The sequence below is a fragment of the Streptomyces sp. NBC_00454 genome (assembly GCF_041434015.1).
Lineage (GTDB): Bacteria > Actinomycetota > Actinomycetes > Streptomycetales > Streptomycetaceae > Streptomyces.
In genome coordinates this window covers 1,591,626-1,612,802 of the sequence record NZ_CP107907.1, presented here as the reverse complement: position 1 = coordinate 1,612,802, position 21,177 = coordinate 1,591,626, and the positions used below count along the sequence as shown (strand labels likewise).

20 protein-coding genes are annotated in these 21,177 nt (G+C 72.2%); 8 read left to right on the top strand and 12 right to left on the bottom strand.

Going from position 1 to position 21,177, the window contains the following annotated elements; translation table 11 throughout:
• Window positions 1-24 precede the first annotated feature (24 nt).
• Entirely contained in the window at window positions 25-189 is a 165-nt protein-coding gene (gene fxsA / locus OHU74_RS07515; RefSeq protein WP_371615168.1) for an FxSxx-COOH cyclophane-containing RiPP peptide, read from the bottom strand.
• 277 nt (window positions 190-466) lie between these two features.
• Window positions 467-1,369 carry an alpha/beta fold hydrolase gene (locus tag OHU74_RS07510; RefSeq protein WP_371615167.1) on the bottom strand — a complete coding sequence of 301 codons (903 nt, stop codon included), beginning with the start codon at window positions 1,367-1,369 and terminating at the stop codon, window positions 467-469.
• Window positions 1,370-1,669: 300 nt separating this feature from the next.
• On the opposite strand from OHU74_RS07510, the gene adhE reads away from it, so the two are divergent.
• Window positions 1,670-4,303: a bifunctional acetaldehyde-CoA/alcohol dehydrogenase gene (adhE, locus tag OHU74_RS07505; protein ID WP_371615166.1), complete on the top strand. Its 2,634-nt coding sequence runs from the start codon at window positions 1,670-1,672 to the stop codon at window positions 4,301-4,303.
• Window positions 4,304-4,417: 114 nt separating this feature from the next.
• Here adhE and OHU74_RS07500 read toward each other — a convergent pair whose 3' ends face one another.
• Window positions 4,418-4,975, bottom strand: coding sequence for a TetR/AcrR family transcriptional regulator (locus tag OHU74_RS07500; protein WP_371619600.1), 558 nt, complete (start codon window positions 4,973-4,975; stop codon window positions 4,418-4,420).
• Window positions 4,976-5,200: 225 nt separating this feature from the next.
• Here OHU74_RS07500 and OHU74_RS07495 point away from each other — a divergent pair, with 225 nt between their 5' ends.
• The 5 genes from OHU74_RS07495 to OHU74_RS07475 all read left to right on the top strand — a co-directional run bounded on the left by OHU74_RS07495 (window position 5,201) and on the right by OHU74_RS07475 (window position 11,208).
• Window positions 5,201-6,598, top strand: a complete 1,398-nt coding sequence (locus OHU74_RS07495; protein ID WP_371615165.1) for a cytosine permease — start codon at window positions 5,201-5,203, stop codon at window positions 6,596-6,598.
• A gap of 57 nt (window positions 6,599-6,655) precedes the next feature.
• Window positions 6,656-8,308: an amidohydrolase gene (locus OHU74_RS07490; RefSeq protein WP_371615164.1), complete on the top strand. Its 1,653-nt coding sequence runs from the start codon at window positions 6,656-6,658 to the stop codon at window positions 8,306-8,308.
• 77 nt (window positions 8,309-8,385) lie between these two features.
• Window positions 8,386-8,970, top strand: coding sequence for a TetR/AcrR family transcriptional regulator (locus OHU74_RS07485; protein WP_371615163.1), 585 nt, complete (start codon window positions 8,386-8,388; stop codon window positions 8,968-8,970).
• Between the two features lie 95 nt (window positions 8,971-9,065).
• Window positions 9,066-9,824 carry an SDR family NAD(P)-dependent oxidoreductase gene (locus OHU74_RS07480; RefSeq protein WP_371615162.1) on the top strand — a complete coding sequence of 253 codons (759 nt, stop codon included), beginning with the start codon at window positions 9,066-9,068 and terminating at the stop codon, window positions 9,822-9,824.
• Window positions 9,825-9,948: 124 nt separating this feature from the next.
• A complete protein-coding gene (locus OHU74_RS07475) occupies window positions 9,949-11,208 on the top strand; it encodes a vanadium-dependent haloperoxidase (RefSeq protein WP_371615161.1) in 1,260 nt (419 codons plus the stop codon).
• A gap of 25 nt (window positions 11,209-11,233) precedes the next feature.
• Here OHU74_RS07475 and OHU74_RS07470 read toward each other — a convergent pair whose 3' ends face one another.
• Genes OHU74_RS07470 through OHU74_RS07455 form a run of 4 tightly spaced genes read right to left on the bottom strand, consistent with a single transcriptional unit; the run spans window position 11,234 to window position 14,817 of the window.
• Window positions 11,234-11,791, bottom strand: a complete 558-nt coding sequence (locus OHU74_RS07470; protein ID WP_371615160.1) for a hypothetical protein — start codon at window positions 11,789-11,791, stop codon at window positions 11,234-11,236.
• A gap of 59 nt (window positions 11,792-11,850) precedes the next feature.
• Entirely contained in the window at window positions 11,851-13,035 is a 1,185-nt protein-coding gene (locus tag OHU74_RS07465; RefSeq protein WP_371615159.1) for an AAA family ATPase, read from the bottom strand.
• 4 nt (window positions 13,036-13,039) lie between these two features.
• The gene (locus tag OHU74_RS07460) at window positions 13,040-13,702 is read right to left on the bottom strand and encodes an acetate uptake transporter (RefSeq protein WP_330295629.1); all 663 of its coding nucleotides are present in this window, start codon (window positions 13,700-13,702) and stop codon (window positions 13,040-13,042) included.
• Complete coding sequence (locus OHU74_RS07455) at window positions 13,699-14,817, bottom strand: DUF3533 domain-containing protein (RefSeq protein ID WP_371615158.1); 1,119 nt, start codon at window positions 14,815-14,817, stop codon at window positions 13,699-13,701. Before OHU74_RS07455 ends, OHU74_RS07460 begins: the two co-directional genes overlap by 4 nt.
• Before the next feature lie 245 nt (window positions 14,818-15,062).
• Here OHU74_RS07455 and OHU74_RS07450 point away from each other — a divergent pair, with 245 nt between their 5' ends.
• Window positions 15,063-15,923, top strand: coding sequence for an esterase/lipase family protein (locus OHU74_RS07450; protein WP_371615157.1), 861 nt, complete (start codon window positions 15,063-15,065; stop codon window positions 15,921-15,923).
• A gap of 61 nt (window positions 15,924-15,984) precedes the next feature.
• Here OHU74_RS07450 and OHU74_RS07445 read toward each other — a convergent pair whose 3' ends face one another.
• From OHU74_RS07445 to OHU74_RS07435, 3 genes are all read right to left on the bottom strand, one after another.
• Window positions 15,985-17,025, bottom strand: coding sequence for a lytic polysaccharide monooxygenase (locus OHU74_RS07445; RefSeq protein WP_371615156.1), 1,041 nt, complete (start codon window positions 17,023-17,025; stop codon window positions 15,985-15,987).
• A gap of 240 nt (window positions 17,026-17,265) precedes the next feature.
• Complete coding sequence (locus tag OHU74_RS07440; RefSeq protein WP_371615155.1) at window positions 17,266-17,784, bottom strand: DUF402 domain-containing protein; 519 nt, start codon at window positions 17,782-17,784, stop codon at window positions 17,266-17,268.
• Window positions 17,781-18,725, bottom strand: a complete 945-nt coding sequence (locus OHU74_RS07435; RefSeq protein ID WP_371615154.1) for an N-acetyltransferase family protein — start codon at window positions 18,723-18,725, stop codon at window positions 17,781-17,783. Before OHU74_RS07435 ends, OHU74_RS07440 begins: the two co-directional genes overlap by 4 nt.
• A 115-nt stretch (window positions 18,726-18,840) precedes the next feature.
• On the opposite strand from OHU74_RS07435, the gene OHU74_RS07430 reads away from it, so the two are divergent.
• Entirely contained in the window at window positions 18,841-19,233 is a 393-nt protein-coding gene (locus OHU74_RS07430) for a GntR family transcriptional regulator (protein WP_371615153.1), read from the top strand.
• Between the two features lie 84 nt (window positions 19,234-19,317).
• Here the strand turns inward: OHU74_RS07430 and OHU74_RS07425 are convergent, their stop codons facing one another.
• Window positions 19,318-19,860, bottom strand: coding sequence for an FABP family protein (locus OHU74_RS07425; protein ID WP_371615152.1), 543 nt, complete (start codon window positions 19,858-19,860; stop codon window positions 19,318-19,320).
• 148 nt (window positions 19,861-20,008) lie between these two features.
• Window positions 20,009-21,109, bottom strand: coding sequence for a DUF5925 domain-containing protein (locus OHU74_RS07420; RefSeq protein WP_371615151.1), 1,101 nt, complete (start codon window positions 21,107-21,109; stop codon window positions 20,009-20,011).
• Window positions 21,110-21,177 lie beyond the last annotated feature (68 nt).

Below are 21,177 nucleotides of genomic sequence, written 5' to 3'. Positions count from 1 at the left end.
CAGTCTAGAGCGCGGACTTCCGGGTCAGAGTGCAGAGTTGAAGATCGGCGCCTGAACCTGTCGACCGGATTCCGTCGGAAGGACGCGCCCGAGGGTCGCGGCCGCGCGCGCACCGCGGACGTCGATCCGGTCGAGCGGGACGCGGCGGGACTTGACCGTGCTGGTCGGGGGGGTTGCGGAGGTGTTCATGACGCCGTCCTCGGGGAGGTCATGGGGAATGGGAAGGGTTGACACCGGCGAGTAAGCCGGTGTCTGGCGCGGACTTTACCCTCCCGGGTGCCCATCGGCGTGCTAAACGACCAAGGGGTTGCCTATAACGTGACCTCTCGTACGCCCGGATGTGACGAGTGGTCACCCACCCCTGGAAAACATGACCGAATTCCCCGGTGCTCCGTATTCGGCCGTTTGCCTGACGGCAAGATCCTTTTCTTTTCCGGGGGGCTCCGCACTCCTTCCCCGGCCCGTCCTACGCGGGCTGCTGCTCGTTCACGGGAGGCGCGGGCACCTCCCTGAGCAGCCACGTCAGTACGTCGGGCAGTGCGTGCAGCGCTCCGAAGTGCGCGGCGGCCGGGTCGATGGTGGTGGTGGCGCCGGGGATGCGGCGGCCCAGCCAGCGGGAGTGGCCCACGGGAGAGAACTCGTCGAGGCCCCCGTGCCAGATCAGCACCGGGCAGCGGATGTCGGCGGGGTCGAAGCCCCAGGGGCTGCTGAAGGCGATCATGTCGTCGATCCAGCCGTAGGCGGAGGTGCGGACCCCCTCCCGGTAGTTCCGCAGCAGCATCGAGCGCAGGCCGGCGTCCGCGACGACCAGCCGGTCGCTCTCGGTGAGCTCGCGGCGCAGTTCGTCCAGGAGTCGGCCGGGGTCCGCGGCGATGCCCGCGGCGCGCGGGATCATCCCGGCGGCCAGCTCCTCCGGGTCCCGGCCCGCCGTGGAGTACGCCGTGACGTTCGAGGCGGTCATCCCCTCGAACCAGTCGAGGTCCTCCGCGTCCCGGGGGGCGAGGGGGACCAGGGCGGCCGTCCGGGTGACCCGCTCCGGGAGCAGGGCGGCGCAGGCCAGTGCGCCGGGGGCGCCGCCGGAGCGGCCGGCCACGGCGAAGGTGTCCAGGCCCAGGGAGTCGGCGACCGCGGCCACCTCCTGGGCCACGTCGGCGACGGTGCGGCCCGGGTGGCGGTCGGAGCCCCCGTAGCCGGGTCTGTCGTAGGCGATGAGCTGCATCCGGCGCTGGTAGAGCACCATGCCCCGCGGGGCGGGCCCCAGCCTGCTGCCCGGCATGCCGTGGAGCAGGAAAACGGGTCGGCCGTCCGGGTCGCCCCAGCGCTCCACCGTCAGATTCCGTCCGTCCGCGACGCGCACCTGACTGCGCACGCGCTCCCTCCCTCACGGTCGACGCGACTCGTCACGGTGATTGTGCTCGCTGGGGGAGGAGCGCGGTAGGGCGCACTCCGCTCGAAATTCTTGTGAAAGTTTTCACAAGCGCACAGGGGTCTTAAGTCCCGAGGCATATGTGCAGGTCAGGAGCGTGATCGGGAGAGGGTGAACGAGTGTGAACGGTCCTTCGACCCGGCGGAAAAGGGCTTTTTCGGCACCGCTGCTTCCGCTTTTGGGTGTCGAATTGAGTCATCAGGAAAGCGGTTCGAGTTGAGTCGAAATGAAGGAGTTCCTGCCATGCAGGCCAACGAGATGGTGGATGGACTGGTCCAGGGGGCGCTCAAGGCGCTCGACCAGTTCGCGTCGTTCAACCAGGAGCAGGTCGACCACATCGTCAAGAAGGCCTCCCTGGCCGCGCTGAGCCAGCACGGTGAGCTCGCGCAGCTCGCCGTCGAGGAGACCGGCCGCGGACTCTTCGAGGACAAGGCCGTCAAGAACCTCTTCGCCTGCGAGCACGTCGTGAACTCGATGCGCGGGCTCAAGACCGCCGGCGTCATCCGCCGCGACGAGCTGGGCGGCATCACGGAGATCGCCGAGCCGGTCGGTGTCGTCTGCGCGATGACCCCGGTCACCAACCCGACCTCCACCACGATCTTCAAGGCGCTGATCGCGCTGAAGACCCGCAACCCGATCATCTTCGCCTTCCACCCCTCCGCGCAGAACTGCTCGGCCGAGGCCGCCCGCATCGTCCGCGACGCCGCCGTCGCCGCCGGCGCTCCCGCCGACTGCGTCCAGTGGGTGACCGCCCCCTCCATGGAGGCCACCGGCGCCCTCATGAACCACCCGGGCGTCTCCACCATCCTCGCGACCGGCGGAAACGCCATGGTCAAGGCCGCGTACTCGTGCGGCAAGCCGGCCCTGGGCGTCGGCGCGGGCAACGTCCCCGCGTACGTCCACAAGAGCGCCAAGCTCGGCCGCGCGATCCACGACATCGTGCTCTCCAAGGCCTTCGACAACGGCATGATCTGCGCCTCCGAGCAGGCCGTCATCCTCGACGCCGAGATCTACGAGAAGGGCCTCGCCGAGTTCAAGCGGCTCGGCGCCCACGTGGTCTCCGCCGCCGAGAAGACCAAGCTGGAGCAGTTCGTCTTCGGCACCACCGCCTACGCGGCCGACGCCAACGGCGCCAAGCTGAACCCGGCGGTCGTCGGCAAGTCCCCGCAGTGGATCGCCGAGCAGGCCGGCTTCACCGTCCCCGCCGACGCCTCGATCCTCCTCGCCGAGTGCAACGAGGTCGGCGAGAACGAGCCGCTGACCCGCGAGAAGCTCTCCCCGATCCTGGCCGCCCTGAAGGCCTCCGACACCGAGCACGGCCTCGAACTGGCCGCCGCGATGGTCGAGTTCCACGGACTGGGCCACAGCGCCGCCATCCACGCCGAGGACGAGGCCCTCGTCGAGGAGTTCGGCAAGAAGGTCAAGGCGATCCGCGTCATCGCCAACTCGCCCTCCACCTTCGGCGGCATCGGCGACGTCTACAACGCCTTCCTGCCCTCGCTCACCCTCGGCTGCGGCTCCTACGGACACAACTCGGTGTCCAACAACGTCACCGCGGTCAACCTGATCAACGTCAAGCGGATCGGACGGCGCAACACCAACATGCAGTGGTTCAAGGTCCCGCCGAAGATCTACTTCGAGCGCAACTCCATCCGGTACCTCGGTGAGATGGACGGCATCAGCCGCGTCTCGATCGTCACCGACAAGACGATGGTCGCCATCGGCTTCGTGCAGAAGGTCGTCGACATCCTCCAGGCCCGCGAGGGTGCCGTGTCGATCCAGATCATCGACAACGTCGAGCCCAACCCGGAGCTCGCCACCGTCCAGGCCGGCGCCGCGATGATGCGCGACTTCAAGCCCGACACGATCATCGGCCTCGGCGGCGGCTCGCCGATGGACGCCGCGAAGATCATGTGGCTGATGTACGAGCGCCCGGAGGTCGAGTTCGGGGACACGAAGGAGAAGTTCTTCGACGTCCGCAAGCGCGCCTACAAGTTCCCCTCGCTCGGCGAGAAGGCCAAGATGGTCGCCATCCCGACCACCTCGGGCACCGGCTCCGAGGTCACCCCCTTCGCCGTCATCTCCGACCCGGCCGCGGCCCAGAAGTACCCGCTCGCCGACTACGCGCTGACCCCGAACGTGGCGATCGTCGACCCGATGCTGCCGATGGGCCTCCCGCCCAAGGTGACCGCCGACTCCGGCTTCGACGCCCTGACGCACGCCACCGAGGCCTACGTCTCCGCCTACTCGAACGACTACACCGACGGCCTGTGCCTCCAGGCCATCAAGCTCATCTTCGAAAACCTGCAGCGCTGCGTGGTCGACGGTCCCAACGACCCCGAGGCCCGCGAGAAGATGCACAACGCCTCCACGGTGGCGGGCATGGCCTTCGCCAACGCCTTCCTGGGCATGGTCCACGCCATGGCGCACACCCTGGGCAACACCTTCCACGTCGCCCACGGCCGCACCAACGCGCTGCTCCTGCCGCACGTGATCCGCCACAACGGCACCGTCACGCACAAGGCCACCCCGTGGCCGAAGGCCGAGGTCTACCGGGCGCCGGAGCGCTTCCAGGAGATCGCGAAGATGCTGGGCCTGCCGGCCGCCACGGCCGCCGAGGGCGTCGAGTCCTACGCCAAGGCCGTCGAGGAGCTGCGCGCCAAGTGCGGGATCACCGCCTCCTTCGCCGAGGAGGGCGTGGACGAGCAGGCCTTCATCGAGGCCCTGCCGACCCAGGCCATGAACGCCTACGCCGACCAGTGCGCCCCCGCCAACCCGCGGATGCCGATGATCGACGACCTCAAGCAGCTCATGCTCCAGGCGTACTACGGCAACGCCGAGGGCGCCCCGGCCAAGAAGGCCGGCAAGAAGAAGTAACACCCCCATGATCGTCCGCTAAGGACAGGAAGAGCCCGCCCGGGGCGCTAAGCCCCGGGCGGGCTCTCCGCATGTCCGCGGGCCCCTCGCGGGCCCTCCGCGTGCCGTACGGGGCTACGTGTGCGGGACCAGCAGGGCCGCCGCCGAGTGCGCGCGCTCCAGGGACGTGGCCCGGTCGGCGCCGCGCTGGCCCAGCACCACGCGGGTGCTCAGCCCGTCCAGCAGGGCCAGCAGCTCCGAGGCGCGGGCGGGGACGTCCAGGCCGGCGGCGAAGCGGCCCTGGTCCACGCCCTTGGCGAGCAGCGCCTCCAGGTCCTGCTGCCAGCCGTCGTCGATCTCCTGCTGCGCGGTGCGCAGCTGCTCGTTCGAGGGGGTACGGGCCCACAGCTCGATCCAGAGCGTCCAGCGCGGGTCGCGGGGGCCGCGCGGCAGGTACAGCTCCAGGAAGAGCGCGAGCTTGCGGTGGGCGGTGACCCGGCGGCCCAGCAATTCGGTGCGCTCGACGGCCAGTTGCTCCTCGCTCCAGCGCAGTGCGGCCAGTAGCAGCCGGTCCTTGCTGCCGAAGTAGTAGAGGATGTGGCCGCCGCTGGTGCCGAGCCGCTCGGCGAGCGCGGACATGGTGAGGGTGGCCAGTCCGTCCTCGGCGATGGCCGTCATGGCCTCTTCCAGCATCCGCTCCTGGGCGATCTGCCCGTCGCGCCGCCGGGCCCCTCCCGCCGCGCCCGCTGCTCCTGCCACCCCGTGCCACCTTCCCGATCTTCGTGGGCCGACCTTATCCCGGACAGGGTCTTGACGCGGCCCCAGTCGGGAGCGCATCTTGAATGCCATTCAAGAACTTAGAACGCCATTCAATGTCAGGCGCGGCGGTTCACCGGGTCGAAGGTCAGGGACGCACACATGACGCAGCAGGAGACGACGGCCGACGTCGACGAGGTCTTCAGGGTCGAGACGCACGGCATCGACCCCATCCCCGACGCCGAGCGCCACGGCGACGCCAAAGACCTCTTCTGGCTCTGGTTCGGCTCCAACCTCACCTTCACCTACGTGATCAACGGCGCCCTCGCCGTGGCCTTCGGCCTCTCCTTCTGGCAGGCCACCGCCGTGGTCGTGGTCAGCGGGCTCTCCTTCTTCGCGGTCAGCGCCGCCGGACTCAGCGGCATCCGCACCGGAACCGCCACCCTGGTCATCTCCCGCGCGGCCTTCGGTGTACGGGGCAACTGGCCCGCCGGCGTCCTCAACTGGGTGGTGAGCATCGGCTACACCATCGTCAACACCGTGGTCGGAACCCTGGCGTTGGAGGTCTTCTTCGACGAAATCGGCCTGGGCGGCGGCACCTTGGCACGGGCCCTCGCGCTCGGAGTCACCCTCGCGCTCACCTTCGCCGTCGCCATGTGGGGCCACGCCACGGTCCAGTTCGCCGAACGCTGGATGGCGTACGTCCTCGCCGTCGGCTTCGCGGCCCTGCTCGTCTTCGTCCTGCCCGGCGCCGTGACCACCCCCGCCGCAGACGCCGTGGCTCCCGGCCTGTCCGGCTGGAGCCTGGCCTTCGTGGTGATGCTCGCGGGGCCGTTCTCGTACCTGCCCATGCCTGCGGACTACACCCGCTACCTGCCCCGCACCACCTCGCTGAAGTCGATCACCTGGATGGGCGCGCTCGGCGGGTTCGTCTCCTCCGTCGCCCTGGGGATCGCGGGCGTCGCCGCCGCCACCCAGACCGATATGACCGACGCCGTCGCCGGGGCCGAGAGCCTGCTGCCGGGCTGGTTCAAGCCGCTGTTCCTGGCCCTGGTGCTGGGCGGCTCCGTCACCAACTCGATCATCACCCTCTACTCCTCCAGCCTGAACCTCCAGGTCCTCGGCATCCCCTGGAGCCGGGCCCGGGCCATCGTGATCAGCGCCGCCGTCACCGCCGCCGGATCGCTCGCCGCACTCTTCCTCACCGACTTCACCACCTCGCTGCTCTCCTTCCTCTCCCTCCTGATCATCGTGTTCGCCCCCTGGGGCGGGGTCTTCCTCGCCGACATGCTGATGCGCCGCTGCCGCTACGACTCCGAGGCCCTGCACGCCGGGAGCGAGGGCGCCTACTGGTACCGCTCCGGCTACCACCTCGCCGGGATGACCGCCCTCCTCGCCGGCATGGCCTTCGCCGCCCTGACCTGCGACTCCGAACTGTGGACCGGCCCCCTCGTGGCCCCGCTCGGCGGCGCCGACCTCACCCTGCTCGGCTCGGTGGTCTCCGGACTCACGTACTGGGCGCTGGCCCGGCGGGTGCCCGCGTACGTCCCGGCCGCCTGACTCCCCTCGCTCGCACCTCCTCCCACGTATCCCTCCGCTGCACAGGAGCACCACCCCATGTCGCACCCCGTCCCCGCCGATCTGCTGCTCACCGGAGCCCGCATCCACACCGTGGACCCCGCGCTTCCCGAGGCCGAGGCCCTGGCCGTCCGCGACGGGCGGATCGTCTGGGTCGGCCCGGACGCGGAGGCCGCCGCATGGGCGGGCCCCGGCACCGAGCGGATCGACGCGGGCGGCCGGCTGGTGCTCCCCGGGTTCATCGACGCCCACAACCACGTCCGGCTCGGCTCCGACGCCGCGTGCGTACAGCTCGCCGGGGTGCGGACCCTCGAGGCCATCCTCGAGCGGATCCGCACCTGGCGGGAGGCCAACCCGGACGCCGAATGGATCGAGGCCGAGGCCTTCGACTACTCCGCCATCCCCGGCGGGCGCATGCCCACCGCCGCCGACCTGGACCCCGTCACCGGGGACGTCCCGGCGATCGTGCTCTCCTACGACGTGCACACGGCCTGGCTGAACACGGCCGCCATGCGCCGCCTCGGGGTCACGAAGGACCGTACCGACCTGCCCTTCGGTACCGCCGCGGTGGACCCGGAGACCGGTGAACCCACCGGATTCGTCAAGGACTTCGCCATCAAGGGCCTCTCCCGCGACGGCCACCGCGCGCTGCGCGACCTGGGCGTGCCGTGGGCCTCGCCCGACCGCCAGTACGGGCGCCTGGCCAAGAGCCTCGACGACGCGATCGGCTTCGGCATCACCACGGTCGTGGAACCCCAGAACTCCCTGGACGACCTCGAACTGTACGAGCGGGCCCGCGCCGAAGGCCGGCTGCGCTCGCGGATCGTGGCCGCCCTGTTCCACCCGCGCGGCACCACCGAGGAGGACCTCGACCTCTTCGCGGCGGCCGCCCGCATGCACGCCGGGGACCGCTTCCGGGTGGGCCCCCTCAAGCTCTACATCGACGACGTGGTGGAGCCGCGCACGGCCGCACTGCTGGAGCCGTACGCCGGCTGCGGCTCGCACCGCGGCGAGACCTTCTACCCGGCCGAGGAGTTCGCCGAGCTGCTCGCCGCCCTGGACGCGCGCGGATTCCAGTGCTTCGTCCACGCCACCGGCGACCGGGGCATCCGCACGGTCCTCGACGCCGTCGAGCACGCGCGGACGGTGAACGGCCCGCGCGACGCCCGCCACCAGGTGGTGCACGTGGAATGCCTGGACCCCCAGGACGTGCCGCGCTTCGAGCAGCTCGGCGTCGTGGCCTGCATGCAGCCCCGCCACTGCGCCCCGGAGATCGCGGGACCCGGCCAGGACTGGGCGCGGAACGTGGGCGAGGAGCGCTGGCACAAGGCCTGGCCGATGCGCAGCCTCTCCGAGGCCGGGGCGGTGCTGGCGTTCTCCAGCGACTGGAACGTCGCCGAGATGGACCCGATGATCGGCATCTACACGGCGCTGACCCGGCGTTCGCTGGACGGCGGCGAGCCGTGGCAGCCGGAGGAGACGGTGGACGTCGAGACGGCGGTGTACGGCTACACGATGGGCTCGGCGTACGCCAACTTCCTGGACCTGGACCGGGGTTCACTGGCCCCGGGCAAGGCCGCGGACTTCGTGATCCTGTCCCGGGACATCTTCGCCGTGACCCCGGACCGGATCCCGGGCACGGTGGCCGAGACGGTGGTGGTCGCCGGCGAGGTGGTCCACCGGGCCGGATGAGGGGTTCGGCCGGGGTGCGGCGGCCGGGGTGCCGGGTTACTTGACCGATCGTTCTGGATTCATTTAGGATCTTCGATGTGGCCAGGACCAAGGAATTCGATCCCGACGCCGCGCTCCAGTCGGCCGTCGAGCTGTTCTGGCGGCGCGGCTACGAAGCGACGTCGCTGGCGGACCTCGTCGAGCACCTGGGCATCGGCCGCGCCAGCATCTACGCGACCTTCGGCAGCAAGCACGAGCTGTACCTGAAGGCCATGGACCGGTACGCCGAGGCGCACAACCCGCCGCTCCTGGCCGAGCTGTCCCAGCCGGGCCCCGCACTGCCCGCGGTGCGGGCGCTGGTGCGCCGCTTCGCCGCGGAAGCCGGCTCCCCGGAGGGGCGGCTGATCGGCTGCTTCTTCACCAACACCGCGGCGGAGCTGGGCCCGCACGACCCTGCGGCGGCCCGCCGGGTCGAGATCGGCTGGGACCGCGTCGAGACCCCGCTGCACTCCGCGCTCGTGCGGGCCCAGGCCCAGGGAGAGCTTCCGGCGGATCGGGATCCGCGTGCCCTGGCCCGCATGCTGCTCGTCCTGATGCAGGGCCTGCGGGTCGTCGGCAAGGCCTCGAGCGACCCCGCCCGAGTGCGGGACGCGGCCGAGCAGGCGCTGGCCCTGCTGGACTGACATCACCCTCTGGGGAGCCTTCGGGCTCCTTTTCGCGCGCCCGAATACTGGACCGATCGGTCCAGTATTGCCTGTCACTTAAGGGAGTCACCGAAATGAACCGCTTCACCGGCAAGACCGTCCTCGTCACCGGCGCGGGCTCCGGCCTCGGCCGCGCGATCGCGCTCGCCTTCGCCGCCGAAGGCGCGTCCGTGGTCGCCGCGGGACGCACCGCGGCCACCCTGGACGAGACGGTCGGCCTCATCGCGGCGGCCGGCGGCACGGCCGCCGCGGTCACCGCCGACGTCACCGACTCCGGCAGCCTCCAGCACCTCGTGCGCGAGGGCGTGGCCCGCTTCGGCGGACTGGACGTCGCGGTCAACAACGCCGGAATACTGCGCGGCACCGTACCCGTCGGCGAGGTGAGCGAGGAGGACTGGGAAGCGGTGCTGCGGACCAATGTCACCGGCGTCTGGCTGGCCATGAAGCACGAGATCGCGCACATGAAGGAGAACGGCGGGGGCGTCATCGTCAACATCTCCTCCAACCTGGGCGCGCACGTGCGGATCCCGAACGCCGCCGCCTACATCACCTCGAAGGCCGCGGTCTCCGCCCTGACCCGCGCCGCCGCCCTCGACCACATCCACCAGGGCATCCGCATCAACGCGGTCAGCCCCGGCGCCTCCGCCGGCCCCATGTCGCTGCGGTCCGGGGAGAGCGAGGCCGACCGCGCCGAGCGGGTGAAGACGGAGAACCCGCTCGGCCGGATCGCGGAGGCCGAGGAAGTGGCGGCCGCGGTGCTCTACCTCGCCTCGCCCGAGGCCGGCGCGGTAGTGGGCACCGACCTGGTCATCGACAGCGGATCCTCGGCCTGACGGTTCGCGGACCTCTCCCGCGTGTAACGCGGTCGTGGACGGCGTACGACAGCTCTGTGGCCGAACGGGCCTGGCGGACAACGGCCGTTGTGTGGCGACCAGCCGGATGGCTAGCTTCGGAGCCATGACCGTGAAGCCGTCCCGTTCCGCCCTGTTCGCCCTGGGCTCCGCCTTGGTGTTGTCCGCCACGGCCCTCGCCCTCCCGTCCGCCGCCCAGGCCGCGCCCGCCGCCGACGGCGGGGCCGTCGTCCGCGAGTGGTACGACACCACCGAGCAGACCGTCGCCGCCGCCGGCGCGCCCACCCAGGTCACCAACAGCCGGACCTGGGCCATCAGTTGGCTCGCCGCCGCCCGCGCCGCCGGGGAGGCGCCCGGCGGTCGCGACCGGGCCGCCTTCCAGGACGCCGCCGTCGCCTCCGCCGTCCACGACTCCCTCGTCGTCCTCGCGCCCACCCGCAAGGCGGAGCTCGACTCGGCGCTCGCCGCCACCCTCGGCCGGATCCCCGACGGCCGCGCCGAGGACCGGGGCGTCGCCGCCGGGGCGCGGCAGGCGGAGCTCGCGCTCGCCTCCCGCCAGGGCGACGGCCTCGACCCCGCCTCCGTGAACGCGCCGTACGCCGTGCAGCCCGCCGCGCCCGGCGTATGGCAGCCGACGCCCGATGGCTACGCCCCCGCCGCGCAGTACGGCAACCGCGTGGCCCGGCTGTTCCTGCTCGACTCCCCGGACCAGTACCGGATCGGCCCGCCGCCCGCGCTGGACTCCCGCCGCTACCGGGCCGACCTCGCCGAGGTGCGCGCGTACGGAGCCGCCGGCTCCACCGTCCGCAGCGCGCGCCAGACCGAGACCGCCACCTTCTGGTACGGCTCCTCGCTGACCCTGTACACCGAGCCGCTGCGCGTCGCCGTGACCCGCTCGCACGGTTCGGTCGCCGAACGGGCGGGGCTGATAGGGCTGTTCCACGCCGCCCTGGTGGACACGCAGATCGCCACCTCCGACAGCAAGTACGCGTACACCCGCTGGCGTCCGGTCACCGCGATCCGGACCGGGGCGATCGACCCCGACCCGGCCTGGACCCCGCTCCACCAGACCCCGGCCCACCCCGACTACCCCAGCGGCCACAACACCTACGCCGGAGCGGCCGAGGTGATCCTGGACGCCCTCGCGGGACCCCGTACCGCCCCGTTCTCCGTGACCAGCCCGACGGCGCCCGGCGTACGGCGCACGTACACGAGCTGGGAGCAGCTGACGCGCGACAACGTCGAAGCGCGGATCCTCTCGGGCATCCACACCCGCTCCGCCGACGAGGCGGGGGTCACCCTCGGCAAGGCCGTCGGCCGCCACGCCCTGCGCGGCGCCGACCGACTGCTCGCACCCCTCGGATAACCGGCCCGGTCCGGCGGGCCCGTGCTCAGATGCGCCGCAGGTGCTCCGTGAACAGGGCGCGGGCCCGGTCGAGGTCGGCGGGGGCGGCCGCTCCGCGCTTGGGCAGCACGAGGAAGTGCTCCAGGCTGCCCGTGAGGACGAACAGCTCGGAGGTCTCGAACCACCAGGGATAGCCGCTCCAGTCGAAGTGCTCGTCCCGCCCGGCGGTGCCGGTGGTGGCCAGGCCGTCGCCGGTCAGCGTGGTGGTCCAGGTGCCGCGAGCCGCGTCGGCCTCGTACTGGCGGCGCATCCGCGACCGGCGGACCCTTTGGCGCACCCAGAACAGCGCCACGACGCCGGCCACGACCGAGATGACGACCGCGTCCGTCCCGAGGCCCCACAGCTCGATCCGGACGAACGCCGCCGCGGCCGCCAACACGGCCGCCAACACGAACGGCAGCAGCTGGGAGCCGACGATTCCGGGCCGGGTCCCGCGGGTGTACCGCCGCAGGGCCTCGTCGTAGTCGGCGGCGGCCGGAGCGTACTCGAACCGGGCAGTGCGCAGGGTGTCGGCCGCGGCCCGCCCGGCTTGATCCATGTCCATGACAGCGGAGCGTACGACACCACCCGCGCGGGCCCGCGGCCAGGTCGAACGGGGCTCCGCTAGCGCTTCGGCCAGTACCAGAGCGGCTCGTCCAGCGGGCCTTCGCGGCCCTCGACCTCGGTCTGGCCGAAGTCCTTGACCAGGGTGATCGTCCGCAGGTCCACCCGGTGCCGGCGGGTGCCCGCGGCCAGGGCGTCGGCCAGCGGGGCGGCGTGCGTGACCACCACCGTCTGGGTGTCCCGGGCCACCGTCAGGATCAGGTCGGAGAGGGGGCCCAGCAGATCCGGATGGAGGCTGGTCTCCGGCTCGTTGAGCACCATCAGGGCGGGCGGTCGCGGGGTCAGCAGGGCTGCCGTCCACAGCAGATAACGCAGTGTCCCGTCGGAGAGTTCCGCCGCGCCCAGCGGGCGCAGCAGCCCGTGCTGGTGGAGCTCCAGTTCGAAGCGGCCGTCCCGCTCCGCGATCGCCACGCGGCTGCCCGGGAAGGCCGCTTCGACGGCGGTGTCCAGGGCCTCGTGGTCGCCGATCTCCCGGATCGTCTGGAGCGCGGCCGGCAGATCGGAGCCGTCCGCGGCGAGTACGGGCGTACGGGTCCCCACGCGCGGGCTGCGGGCCGGGGCGTCGGCGTCGGTGCGCACATGGTCGTAGAACCGCCAGGACCGGATCAGCTCGCGCAGGTGCAGGAGGTCGGGGGCCAGCTGGGGGTCGGCGAGCTCGCTGAGCATGGAGTCGTACGGGCGCAGGGCGCCCTGGGTACGGTGCCAGCCCCCGTCGGCCGTCCGGGTCCGCACGGCGGGCCCGGCCCGGTCCGAGAGGAGCGCGGCCGGGCGCAGGACCGGCCCGCTCCAGGTGCACTCCCGCTTGATCTCGGGGTCCAGGGCGAAGAGGGAGCCGGGCACCGGCGCCGGATGGCCGAAGTCCACGGCGTACCCGAACTCGTCCCCGGAGAAGCCGAGGCGCAGGCCCACCGGTTCGGAGCGGACCGTCGGCTGGACGGCGTACCGCCCCTCCCGCACCCCCCGCCCGGTCTTCTCCGGCCCGGCCCACAGCGTGGAGGGCAGCCCGCCCTCCCGGGCCAGCGCGGCGATCGCGCCGCCCCGCGCGGAGTCGGCGAGCAGCCGCAGGGAGCGGTAGAGGCTGGACTTGCCCGTGCCGTTGGCGCCCGTCACGACGGTGAGGCGGCCGAGGTCGACGATCAGCCTGCGCAGGGAGCGGTAGTTTTCGACCGCGAGCGTCGTGATCACGCGGTCAGGTCTCCGGGTGTTCCTCGGGGGCCAGGAAGCGGCCCATCGGGAGCACCTGACGGCCCCAGGTGCTCGCCATGATCTGGCCGGCGAGCAGGTACGTGGCCCCGAGCGCGGCCAGCAGCCCGCTCCAGCCGGTGATCCGGTTCCAGATCACCGAGCCGGTGAACCCGCTGACCGTCATGGCGACGAAGACCACCAGCACGCACGTGAACGTGGACAGCAGCACCAGGTGGATCCGCCAGCTGCCGATCCACAGCACGAACACCACGAACACCCACGGCAGCGTGAACAGGCCGCTGACGTCCCCGCGCAGGGCCGGATCGGTGGCGGGCAGCACCCACTGGAGCAGGCAGGCCTTCGCCATCCAGAACAGTCCGAAGCCGCCGAACACCGTCGCGTGCCAGGTGTCGCCGCGCTGCGCCTGGAAGAGCCCGGCCAGCAGCTGGGCGAGCCCGCCGATGAAGAAGCCGACCAGCGGGAGCACCGAGTGGCCGAGCTTCTCGGGGAAGACGCCCGCGTCGATCCCGGTGGCGATGGTCGTGACGACGATGAAGCCGGTCAGGCCGAGCGCGCCCAGCTGCGCCTGCGCGCTCGGCTCCATCCGCTTGACGGAGACGGCCTGTTCGGCCGGGCCCTGACGGTTGAGGTGGAGGGGATTGTTCATCGGCCCGTGGCCTTCGCGGTCGGGTCGGGGACGTCCAGGTCATCGGGCCCGTCGGGGAGCCCGCTGCCCACGGCAGCCCCGGCCTTGCCCCGGCGGGACACCGCGCAGGCCATGGTGACGGCCGAACCGAGCACCGCCCAGCCGCTGAGCACCAGCAGCGGGCCGGTGATGTCGTTGCCCTTGAAGTACGCGATCGAGCGCGCGGCGTAGGTGCCCGCGCCCGGCGGCAGCCAGGGGCCGATGGCCTTCCAGAACGGCGGCAGCAGCGGGTACGGGTAGGCGCCGCCCGCGCTCGGGTTGCCGAAGACCACCACCAGCAGGATCGCCAGGCCGATGCCGACCACCCCCGCGAGCCCCTGGAAGGCCAGGGTGATCGCTCCGACCGCGAAGACCACGAGGGTGCCCAGTCCCCACAGGGCCGGGATGCTGCCGGACAGGGCGCCCAGCACCGGTCCGGCGATGACCGCGCCGAGGAGTCCGGCCGCGACGGCGTATACGAACAGCGCGCCGAGCCGGACGACGGCGCGGGCCGCGTTCGCGGGCCGGGCTCCGGCGCTGATCGCGAGGATCGCGGCGCACAGGTAGCCGCCCACGCACCAGCCGATGACCAGGTAGAAGGAGCTCAGACCCCGCCCGTCACCGGCGGCGGCCGGAGCCACGTCGACGATGGTGAAGGTGCGGCCCTGGGCCAGCTCGACGCGGCCGACCACCTCTTCGACGGCCTGCGACAGCGAGGCCCCGGCGCCGCTCGCGACCAGCAGTTTGTCGGTCTTGCCGGCCGGGTCGATGATCAGCGCGCCGTCCACCTCCCGGTTCTTGATCTGCCGGGCCGCGGTGGCCTCGTCCTTGACGGCGCGCGGGTCGAGCGGTTTGCCGGGCAGGGCCGCGAGCTGCTTCGCCGACTGCTCCGCGACCGGCGCCACGGGCGCCGACACGGCGATCGGGATCTCGCTGGGCTTCGGGTGGTGGAAGGCCCCGACGTAGGACGTGATGAAGGCGAGCTGGAGCGCGAGCACGCCGAGGACCAGCAGGGCGGCCCGGGTGGTCACCGCGTCCTTGATCTCGGCGAGGAACCCGCCGGACGGCCCTGGATCTGCGTTGGTGGGCTGGGTCATGTCTCACACGCTCGGCGTACCGGCGGCGGCGCGCAGCAGGGGTGGGCCGAATGGATGAAGCTCCGGCCCGGCGGGTCGCCGCCGAACCCGGCTCATCTTTTACCGACGCGTAACTTCCCAGTCTTGCTACTCGCCCGTAATTTAGCGGCTGCAGCACCCCTTGTGATCCGGATCACGGGATGAACCCCCACGTAATTCCCGAGCCGTCCCCGCGTTATCCCCCTCGAACGCAAGGAGATCACACGATGCTGCCCTGGAGACGCCTGCTCCGCCCGCTGGCCGTCCTCACCCTGACCACCGCCGCACTCGTCGCCCCCACCGGCGCGGCCCAGGCCGCCTCGGCGCCGAGCAGCGGCTGGAACAACTGGTCGTGCAAACCGTCCGCCGCCCACCCGCGCCCCGTCGTCCTGGTCCACGGAACCTTCGGGAACTCCGTCGACAACTGGCTCGGCTTCGCCCCGTACCTCGTCCACCGGGGCTACTGCGTCTACTCCATGGACTACGGGCAACTGCCCGGGGTGCCCCTCTTCAACGGGCTCGGCCCCATCGACAAGTCCGCCGGCCAGCTCGACACCTTCGTGGACAAGGTCCTCGCCTCCACGGGGGCGGCCAGGACCGACATCGTCGGCCACTCCCAGGGCGGCATGATGCCGAACTACTACCTGAAGTTCCTCGGCGGAGCCGCCAAGGTCAACGCCCTGGTCGGGCTCGCCCCCGACAACCACGGGACCACCCTGGACGGGCTCACCCAGCTCCTCCCGTACTTCCCCGGAGCCGAGGACCTGATCAGCACGGCCACCCCCGGGCTCGCCGACCAGATCGCCGGATCCGCCTTCCAGAAGAAGCTGAACGCCGGCGGGGACACCGTCCCCGGAGTCAAGTACACGGTGATCGCCACCCGTTACGACGAGGTGGTCACCCCGTACCGGAGCCAGTTCCTCGACGGGCCGAACGTCCGCAACGTGCTGCTCCAGGACCTGTGCGCGCTGGACCTGTCGGAGCACGTGGCCATCGGCCTCACCGACCGGATCGCCTGGCACGAGGCGGCCAACGCCCTCGACCCCGCGCACGCCGAACGGACCACTTGCGCGTCGGTCTTCGACTGACCGGCCGGCTGACAGGGGCAGGCGGTCCGCCCCCCGGCGGACCGTCCGCCCCTGTCAGTCGTCAGCGGCCGTGGCGGCCCGGCGTCGCACGGCGGCGGGCCAGCCCGAACAGGACGGCCGCACCGAGGGCCAGGGTGCCGGCCCCGGCGATCGCGATCAGCGGGGTGGCGCCGCTGCCGCCCGTCTCGGCGAGGTTGGTCCCGCTCTGCGAGGGGATCGGGGACGGGGTGGCGTCGCCGTTCGTCTTCGGATCGTTGTCCCCGTGCCCGTGGTGCTCCACCGTGGACTTGTCGGCGCCTTCGGCGATCTGCTGGTCGGTGGGGGCCGAGGGCTGCTGCCCGGGCTCCTGCGGCGCCTGCTCGCCGGGCTGCTGCGAGGGCGTGGAACTCGGCTTCGCACTCGGCTTGGTGGAGCCCGTACCGCCGGTGGAGCCCGTACCGCCCGTGCCGCCGCCGCTCCCGCCGTTGTCCTTGCCGAAGACCACGTCCGAGCAGGTGTAGAAGGCCTCCGGGCTGTCCGAGCGCTGCCAGATGCTGTAGATCAGGTGCCGGCCGGTCTTGTTCGGGACGGTGCCGGAGAAGACGTAGTCGCCGTTCTGCATCCCCGGGTCGGAGACCTTCACGAACGGGGCCGGCTCCAGGTCGGACCACTTCAGCGGCTTCGTCGGGTCGTAGCCGTCCTTCGTCACGTACAGCTCGAAGGATCCCTTGTGCGGGGCGGTCCCCTTGTAGCGGAAGGTGTGCGCGCCCGGAGCCATCGGGCTCGCGGGCCAGTCGGCGCGCGCCAGGTCCAGGCCCTTGTACTTGCCGTTGCCCGCCGAGCACAGCTGCCCGTCCGGGATCAGGGACTTGCTCTGACCGGCCGCGTTGGCGATGTTCACCGCGTTCCAGTCGTAGAACGCCTGGGCCCCGCTCGCCGCGACCGCCGCCTTGCAGGCCGCCGACTTCGGGGCCTCGGGTCCCTCCGCGTAGCACGCCGCCACCCGGCTGACCGGGTCCGTCATCGAACCGTGGGCGGCCGCGGGCGCGGCGGCGTACGCGGCCACCGCGAGCGGAGCGAGGCCGGCGGCGGCGATACGGGCGGCGGTACGGCGTGCGGACATGGTGGATCTCCTCTGGGGCCCGGCAGGGGGCGTCGCGAGTCGTGGACGAGCCAGTGGTCCGGGGCTGTGCGGCGCCGCCCCTCACGGGTGCGCGGCGCCGCCTCCGGCCCTCCCTGGCTCAGCCAAACTAACCGCCCGCACCGGCCGTTCGGCGGCCTTCGGCCCCCGGGAGCCGATCCTTAGGGTGCACTTAAGGAGCCGCTAAGCGGGCCCACAGAAAACCCGTGGACCGGGAACGGATCAGGCCAGGAGCGCGGCGATCCCGGCCGTGGAGCGGGCCTGGGCGTCCAGGGCGTCGAGGGCCCGGACGGCCTCGGCGGCCGCTTCGGGGTCGGTGGTGGACAGACCGCTCGCGGCGAACTCGTCCTCGTCGAGGCGCAGTACCTCGCTGCCGTCCGCCGACACCCACAGGTCGAGGTCCAGGTCCTCGACCAGGATGGCGCTGCCCGTCACCACCGCCGGGCGGGTCACGTCGCAGTACCAGCCCTTGAGGACGCCCTCGCCGGTGCGGACCTCCTTCACCGCGTACCAGCGGTCGCGCCAGAAGTGCTCGGTGAACACGTCGCCCGGCTCGAAGCGCACGAACCCGAAGTCCCGTACGCCTTCGGCCGCCCAGGGGGCCCGTACGGTGATCCGCGCGCCGGTGTCGGCCACCGGCTCGGCGGGATAGCTGATCTTGGTGCGGCCCGCCTTGGTGAGGGTGACGGTCAGCCGGTCGGTCGGCCGGTCGCTCGGTCGGTCGGTCAGTCGGTTGCTCATCGCAGGGTCTCCAGTCGTTTCGTGAAGCGGGTCTCGGTCGCGCAGACCTCGTAGCCGAACCAGGTGTTGACGGCGAGCATCGGGCCGTTGCCGGTGTCGTTGCCCGTGAAGGCCTGTGTGTAGCCGGCCGCGCGGGCCCGCAGCAGCGAGTCGTTCTTCGCTAGCTTGGCCATGCCCAGGCCGCGGAAGCCCCGCAGGGTGCCGGTCATGGCCGAGGAGTAGCGGGTGGCCCCGTCGGTGTGGGCGGCGGTGAAGGCGGCGACCTCGCCGTCCACCAGGACCACGCTGGTCAGCGATCGGTCCAGGTAGGGGTTGTTCCAGGTGTGCCGCAGCCAGTCCTCGTAGTCGTCGAACTCGACGGCCACGTCGCCCGGTTCGTCGAGGGACGTCGCCGCGTCGGCCTCGAAGAGCGGGCGCGGATCGGCGGCGAAGGCCGAGGCGGTGCGCAGTTCGACGCCGGCGGGCAGGTTCCGGGGCAGCGCGGGCAGGGCCGCCGTGGTCAGGTCCAGGCGCAGGAAGTGGGCGGAGCGGGAGGGGTGGTACCCGTGGCGCCCGGCGAAGGCGCGGTGGGGCGGCTCGTCGAGCACCCAGGCGTACGAGTCCTTCGCGCCCTCGGCGGCGAGGTGCTCCTCCGCCGCGCGCAGCAGGGCGCTCCCGGCGCCGAGCCCGCGCCGCGCGGGGTCCACGTAGGCGTTGACGAAGCCCTGGCCGGGCTCGGGGCTGTCGTAGACGATCCCGACCTGCGCGGTGCCGATGACCTGCCCGTCGGCGGATTCGGCGACGAGGAGCCGGTAGCGCTTGGCGGGGTGGGCGCAGGCCAGTTCGAAGGCCACCCCGGGGGCCGTACTGATCATGAAGGGGAGTGCCGCGCGGCGCACCCGTACGACGGACTCGGCGTCGGCCGGGTCGTTCGGGCGCAGGTCGCGGATGGTGGTGGGCATGGTGGTGACCGTACGGGCGGCCGAGGGGCGCGCGCCCGCGAATTTCGGGGCCGCGAGCCCGGCCTGACCGGCAAGACACCCCCCAGGGCCGGGCCGATGGGGGACAATCGGCCCTGTGACCTCGACTTCCCCGCACCTGAAGATCCGCATCGACGGCGCCGCCGGCGCGGCCGCCCCGTACGAGCAGCTGCGCGCCCAGATCGCGGAGGGGGCGCGGGCGGGCCGGCTGCCGGCCGGGTTCAAGCTGCCGACGGTACGCGGCCTCGCGGAGGAACTGGGACTGGCGGCGAACACGGTCGCCAAGGCCTACCGGGCGCTGGAGTCGGACGGGGTCATCGAGACGCGCGGCCGCAACGGCACCTTCGTCGCGGCGGCGGGTGACGGGGCCGCCCGGGAGGCGGCCACCGCCGCGCAGGCCTATGCGGAGCGGGCGCGGCGGCTGGGGCTGACCTTCGAAGAGGCGACGGCGGCGGCACTGGACGCGCTGCGCGCGCGGTACGGGTCCTGAAGCCCGGTCCTGAAGCCTGGTCCTGAGCCCCGGGTCCTGAAGCCCGGGTCCGGACCCCGGTCCTGATTCCGGTCCTGATTCCGGTCAGTCCTTGCGCGGCCGCAGCTGCGCCTGGAGGTGGTGCTGCATGGGCTGTCCCACCGCGGCCATCTCCTGCACGATCGTCAGCTCGCCGTCCTGGAGCGTGTACCGGCGCTTCATGCCGGTCACTTCCTTGGCCCGGGGAGTCAGTCCCACGGTGTCGGTGGCCATCTCGATCTCCGTGCCGTTCACCCGGCCGACGTACGTCTCCACGATGCCCGTCGGGTGCGCGAGCGTGACCTCGATCGAGGCGTCCGGCAGGATCCGCCACCAGCCGGTCTCCCGGCCCGCGGGGCGCAGGGCCGTCCCGGAGGCGTCGATCAGCCACGCGCGGGACTCGTAGCAGAGGAAGGGCCGGCCGTCGTGGCTGAAGGTGATCTCCTGCTCGTACCGGAAGCCGTGCTCCAGGGTCGGGTACTCGCCGCTGCCCCGGCCGTGCCAGCGTCCGATGAGGCCCAGTACCGGCTGGAGCTGCGGGTGCGGCTCCGGGCCCTCGCCGAGGACGTGGCTGTCGGGGAAGGGGTTGTCCTGCGCCGGTTCGAGCACGGTGCGTTCTCCTGTTCGTGGGTCCCCCGGAAAGGGTGGCTGCCGGTCGACGGGGCCATCGTCCGCGGCCCCATTGTCGTCGCCGTGCGCCCCGGACCCGCGCGCGCCCCGCGCCGGTGGCCCCCGGGGACCGCCCCCGCGGCCCGGGCTACAGGTACAGCCCGGCCTCGGAGTCGTGGCCCTGGGCCGGCAGCAGGGCCGAGGGGCCCGTCGTGCCGCGGCGCAGCGCGTAGAGCTCGGCCAGCGTCGCGCCCTCGCGGGAGATGCCCTCGTCGGTGCCGAGCCAGTCCACCGCCTCGCGGTGCGTCAGGCGCCCGACCTCGATCCGGGCCAGGCAGCGGCCCGGCCGGACCACCGCCGGGTGGAGGCGCTCCAGGTCCTCGTTGGTGGTCACGCCCACCAGTACGTTGCGGCCCTGGCCGAGCAGACCGTCCGTCAGGTTGAGCAGCCGCGACAGTGCCTGCCCGGCGGTGTGCCGGGCCTCGCCGCGGATCAGCTCGTCGCAGTCCTCCAGGAGCAGCAGCCGCCAGCGGCCCTTCGCCGTGCCCTCGTCCTCGCCGATCGCGATGTCCATCAGGTAGCCGACGTCGTTGAACAGCCGCTCGGGGTCCAGTACGCAGTCCACCTGGCACCAGTCGCGCCAGGACCGCGCGAGCGTGCGCAGGGCCGAGGTCTTGCCCGTGCCCGGCGGGCCGTGCAGCAGGAGCAGCCGGCCCGCGATGTCGTCCGGGGTGACCTTCATCAGCCGGTCCATCGCCGAGGCCACGGGGGCGGTGTAGTTGGCCCGCACCTCCGGCCAGGTGCCGGCCGCGATCTGCCGGGTCGTGCGGTAGGGGCCGCGGCGCGGGGAGACGTACCAGAACCCCATCGTGACGTTCTCGGGCTGCGGTTCGGGCTCGTCCTGCGCACCCGCCGTGGCCTCTTCGAGCACCCCGGCGGCGAGTTCGTCGCTGACCGCGGTCACCGTGACGTCCGCGCCCCGGCTCCAGCGGGAGACGAGCATGGTCCACCCCTCGCCCTCGGCGAGCGTGGCGCTGCGGTCGGTGTCGCGCGCCGAGCGCAACACGGTGGCCTTGGGCGGCAGCAGGGTCGCGCCCACCTTCACCCGCTCGATCGACACGCTGTGCGAGAAGGGTTGCTCGCCGGACGCGAAGCGGCCGAGGAACAGCGCGTCGACGACGTCCGACGGGGAGTCGCTGTCGTCGACGTTGAGCCGGATCGGCAGCGCGTCTTGCGGGTTGGCTGGCATGGCGCCCATGATCCGGCACGAACTGCCCCCGTGCACCCGTGTTTCGCCGGATCGAGTGGCGGAGTTCC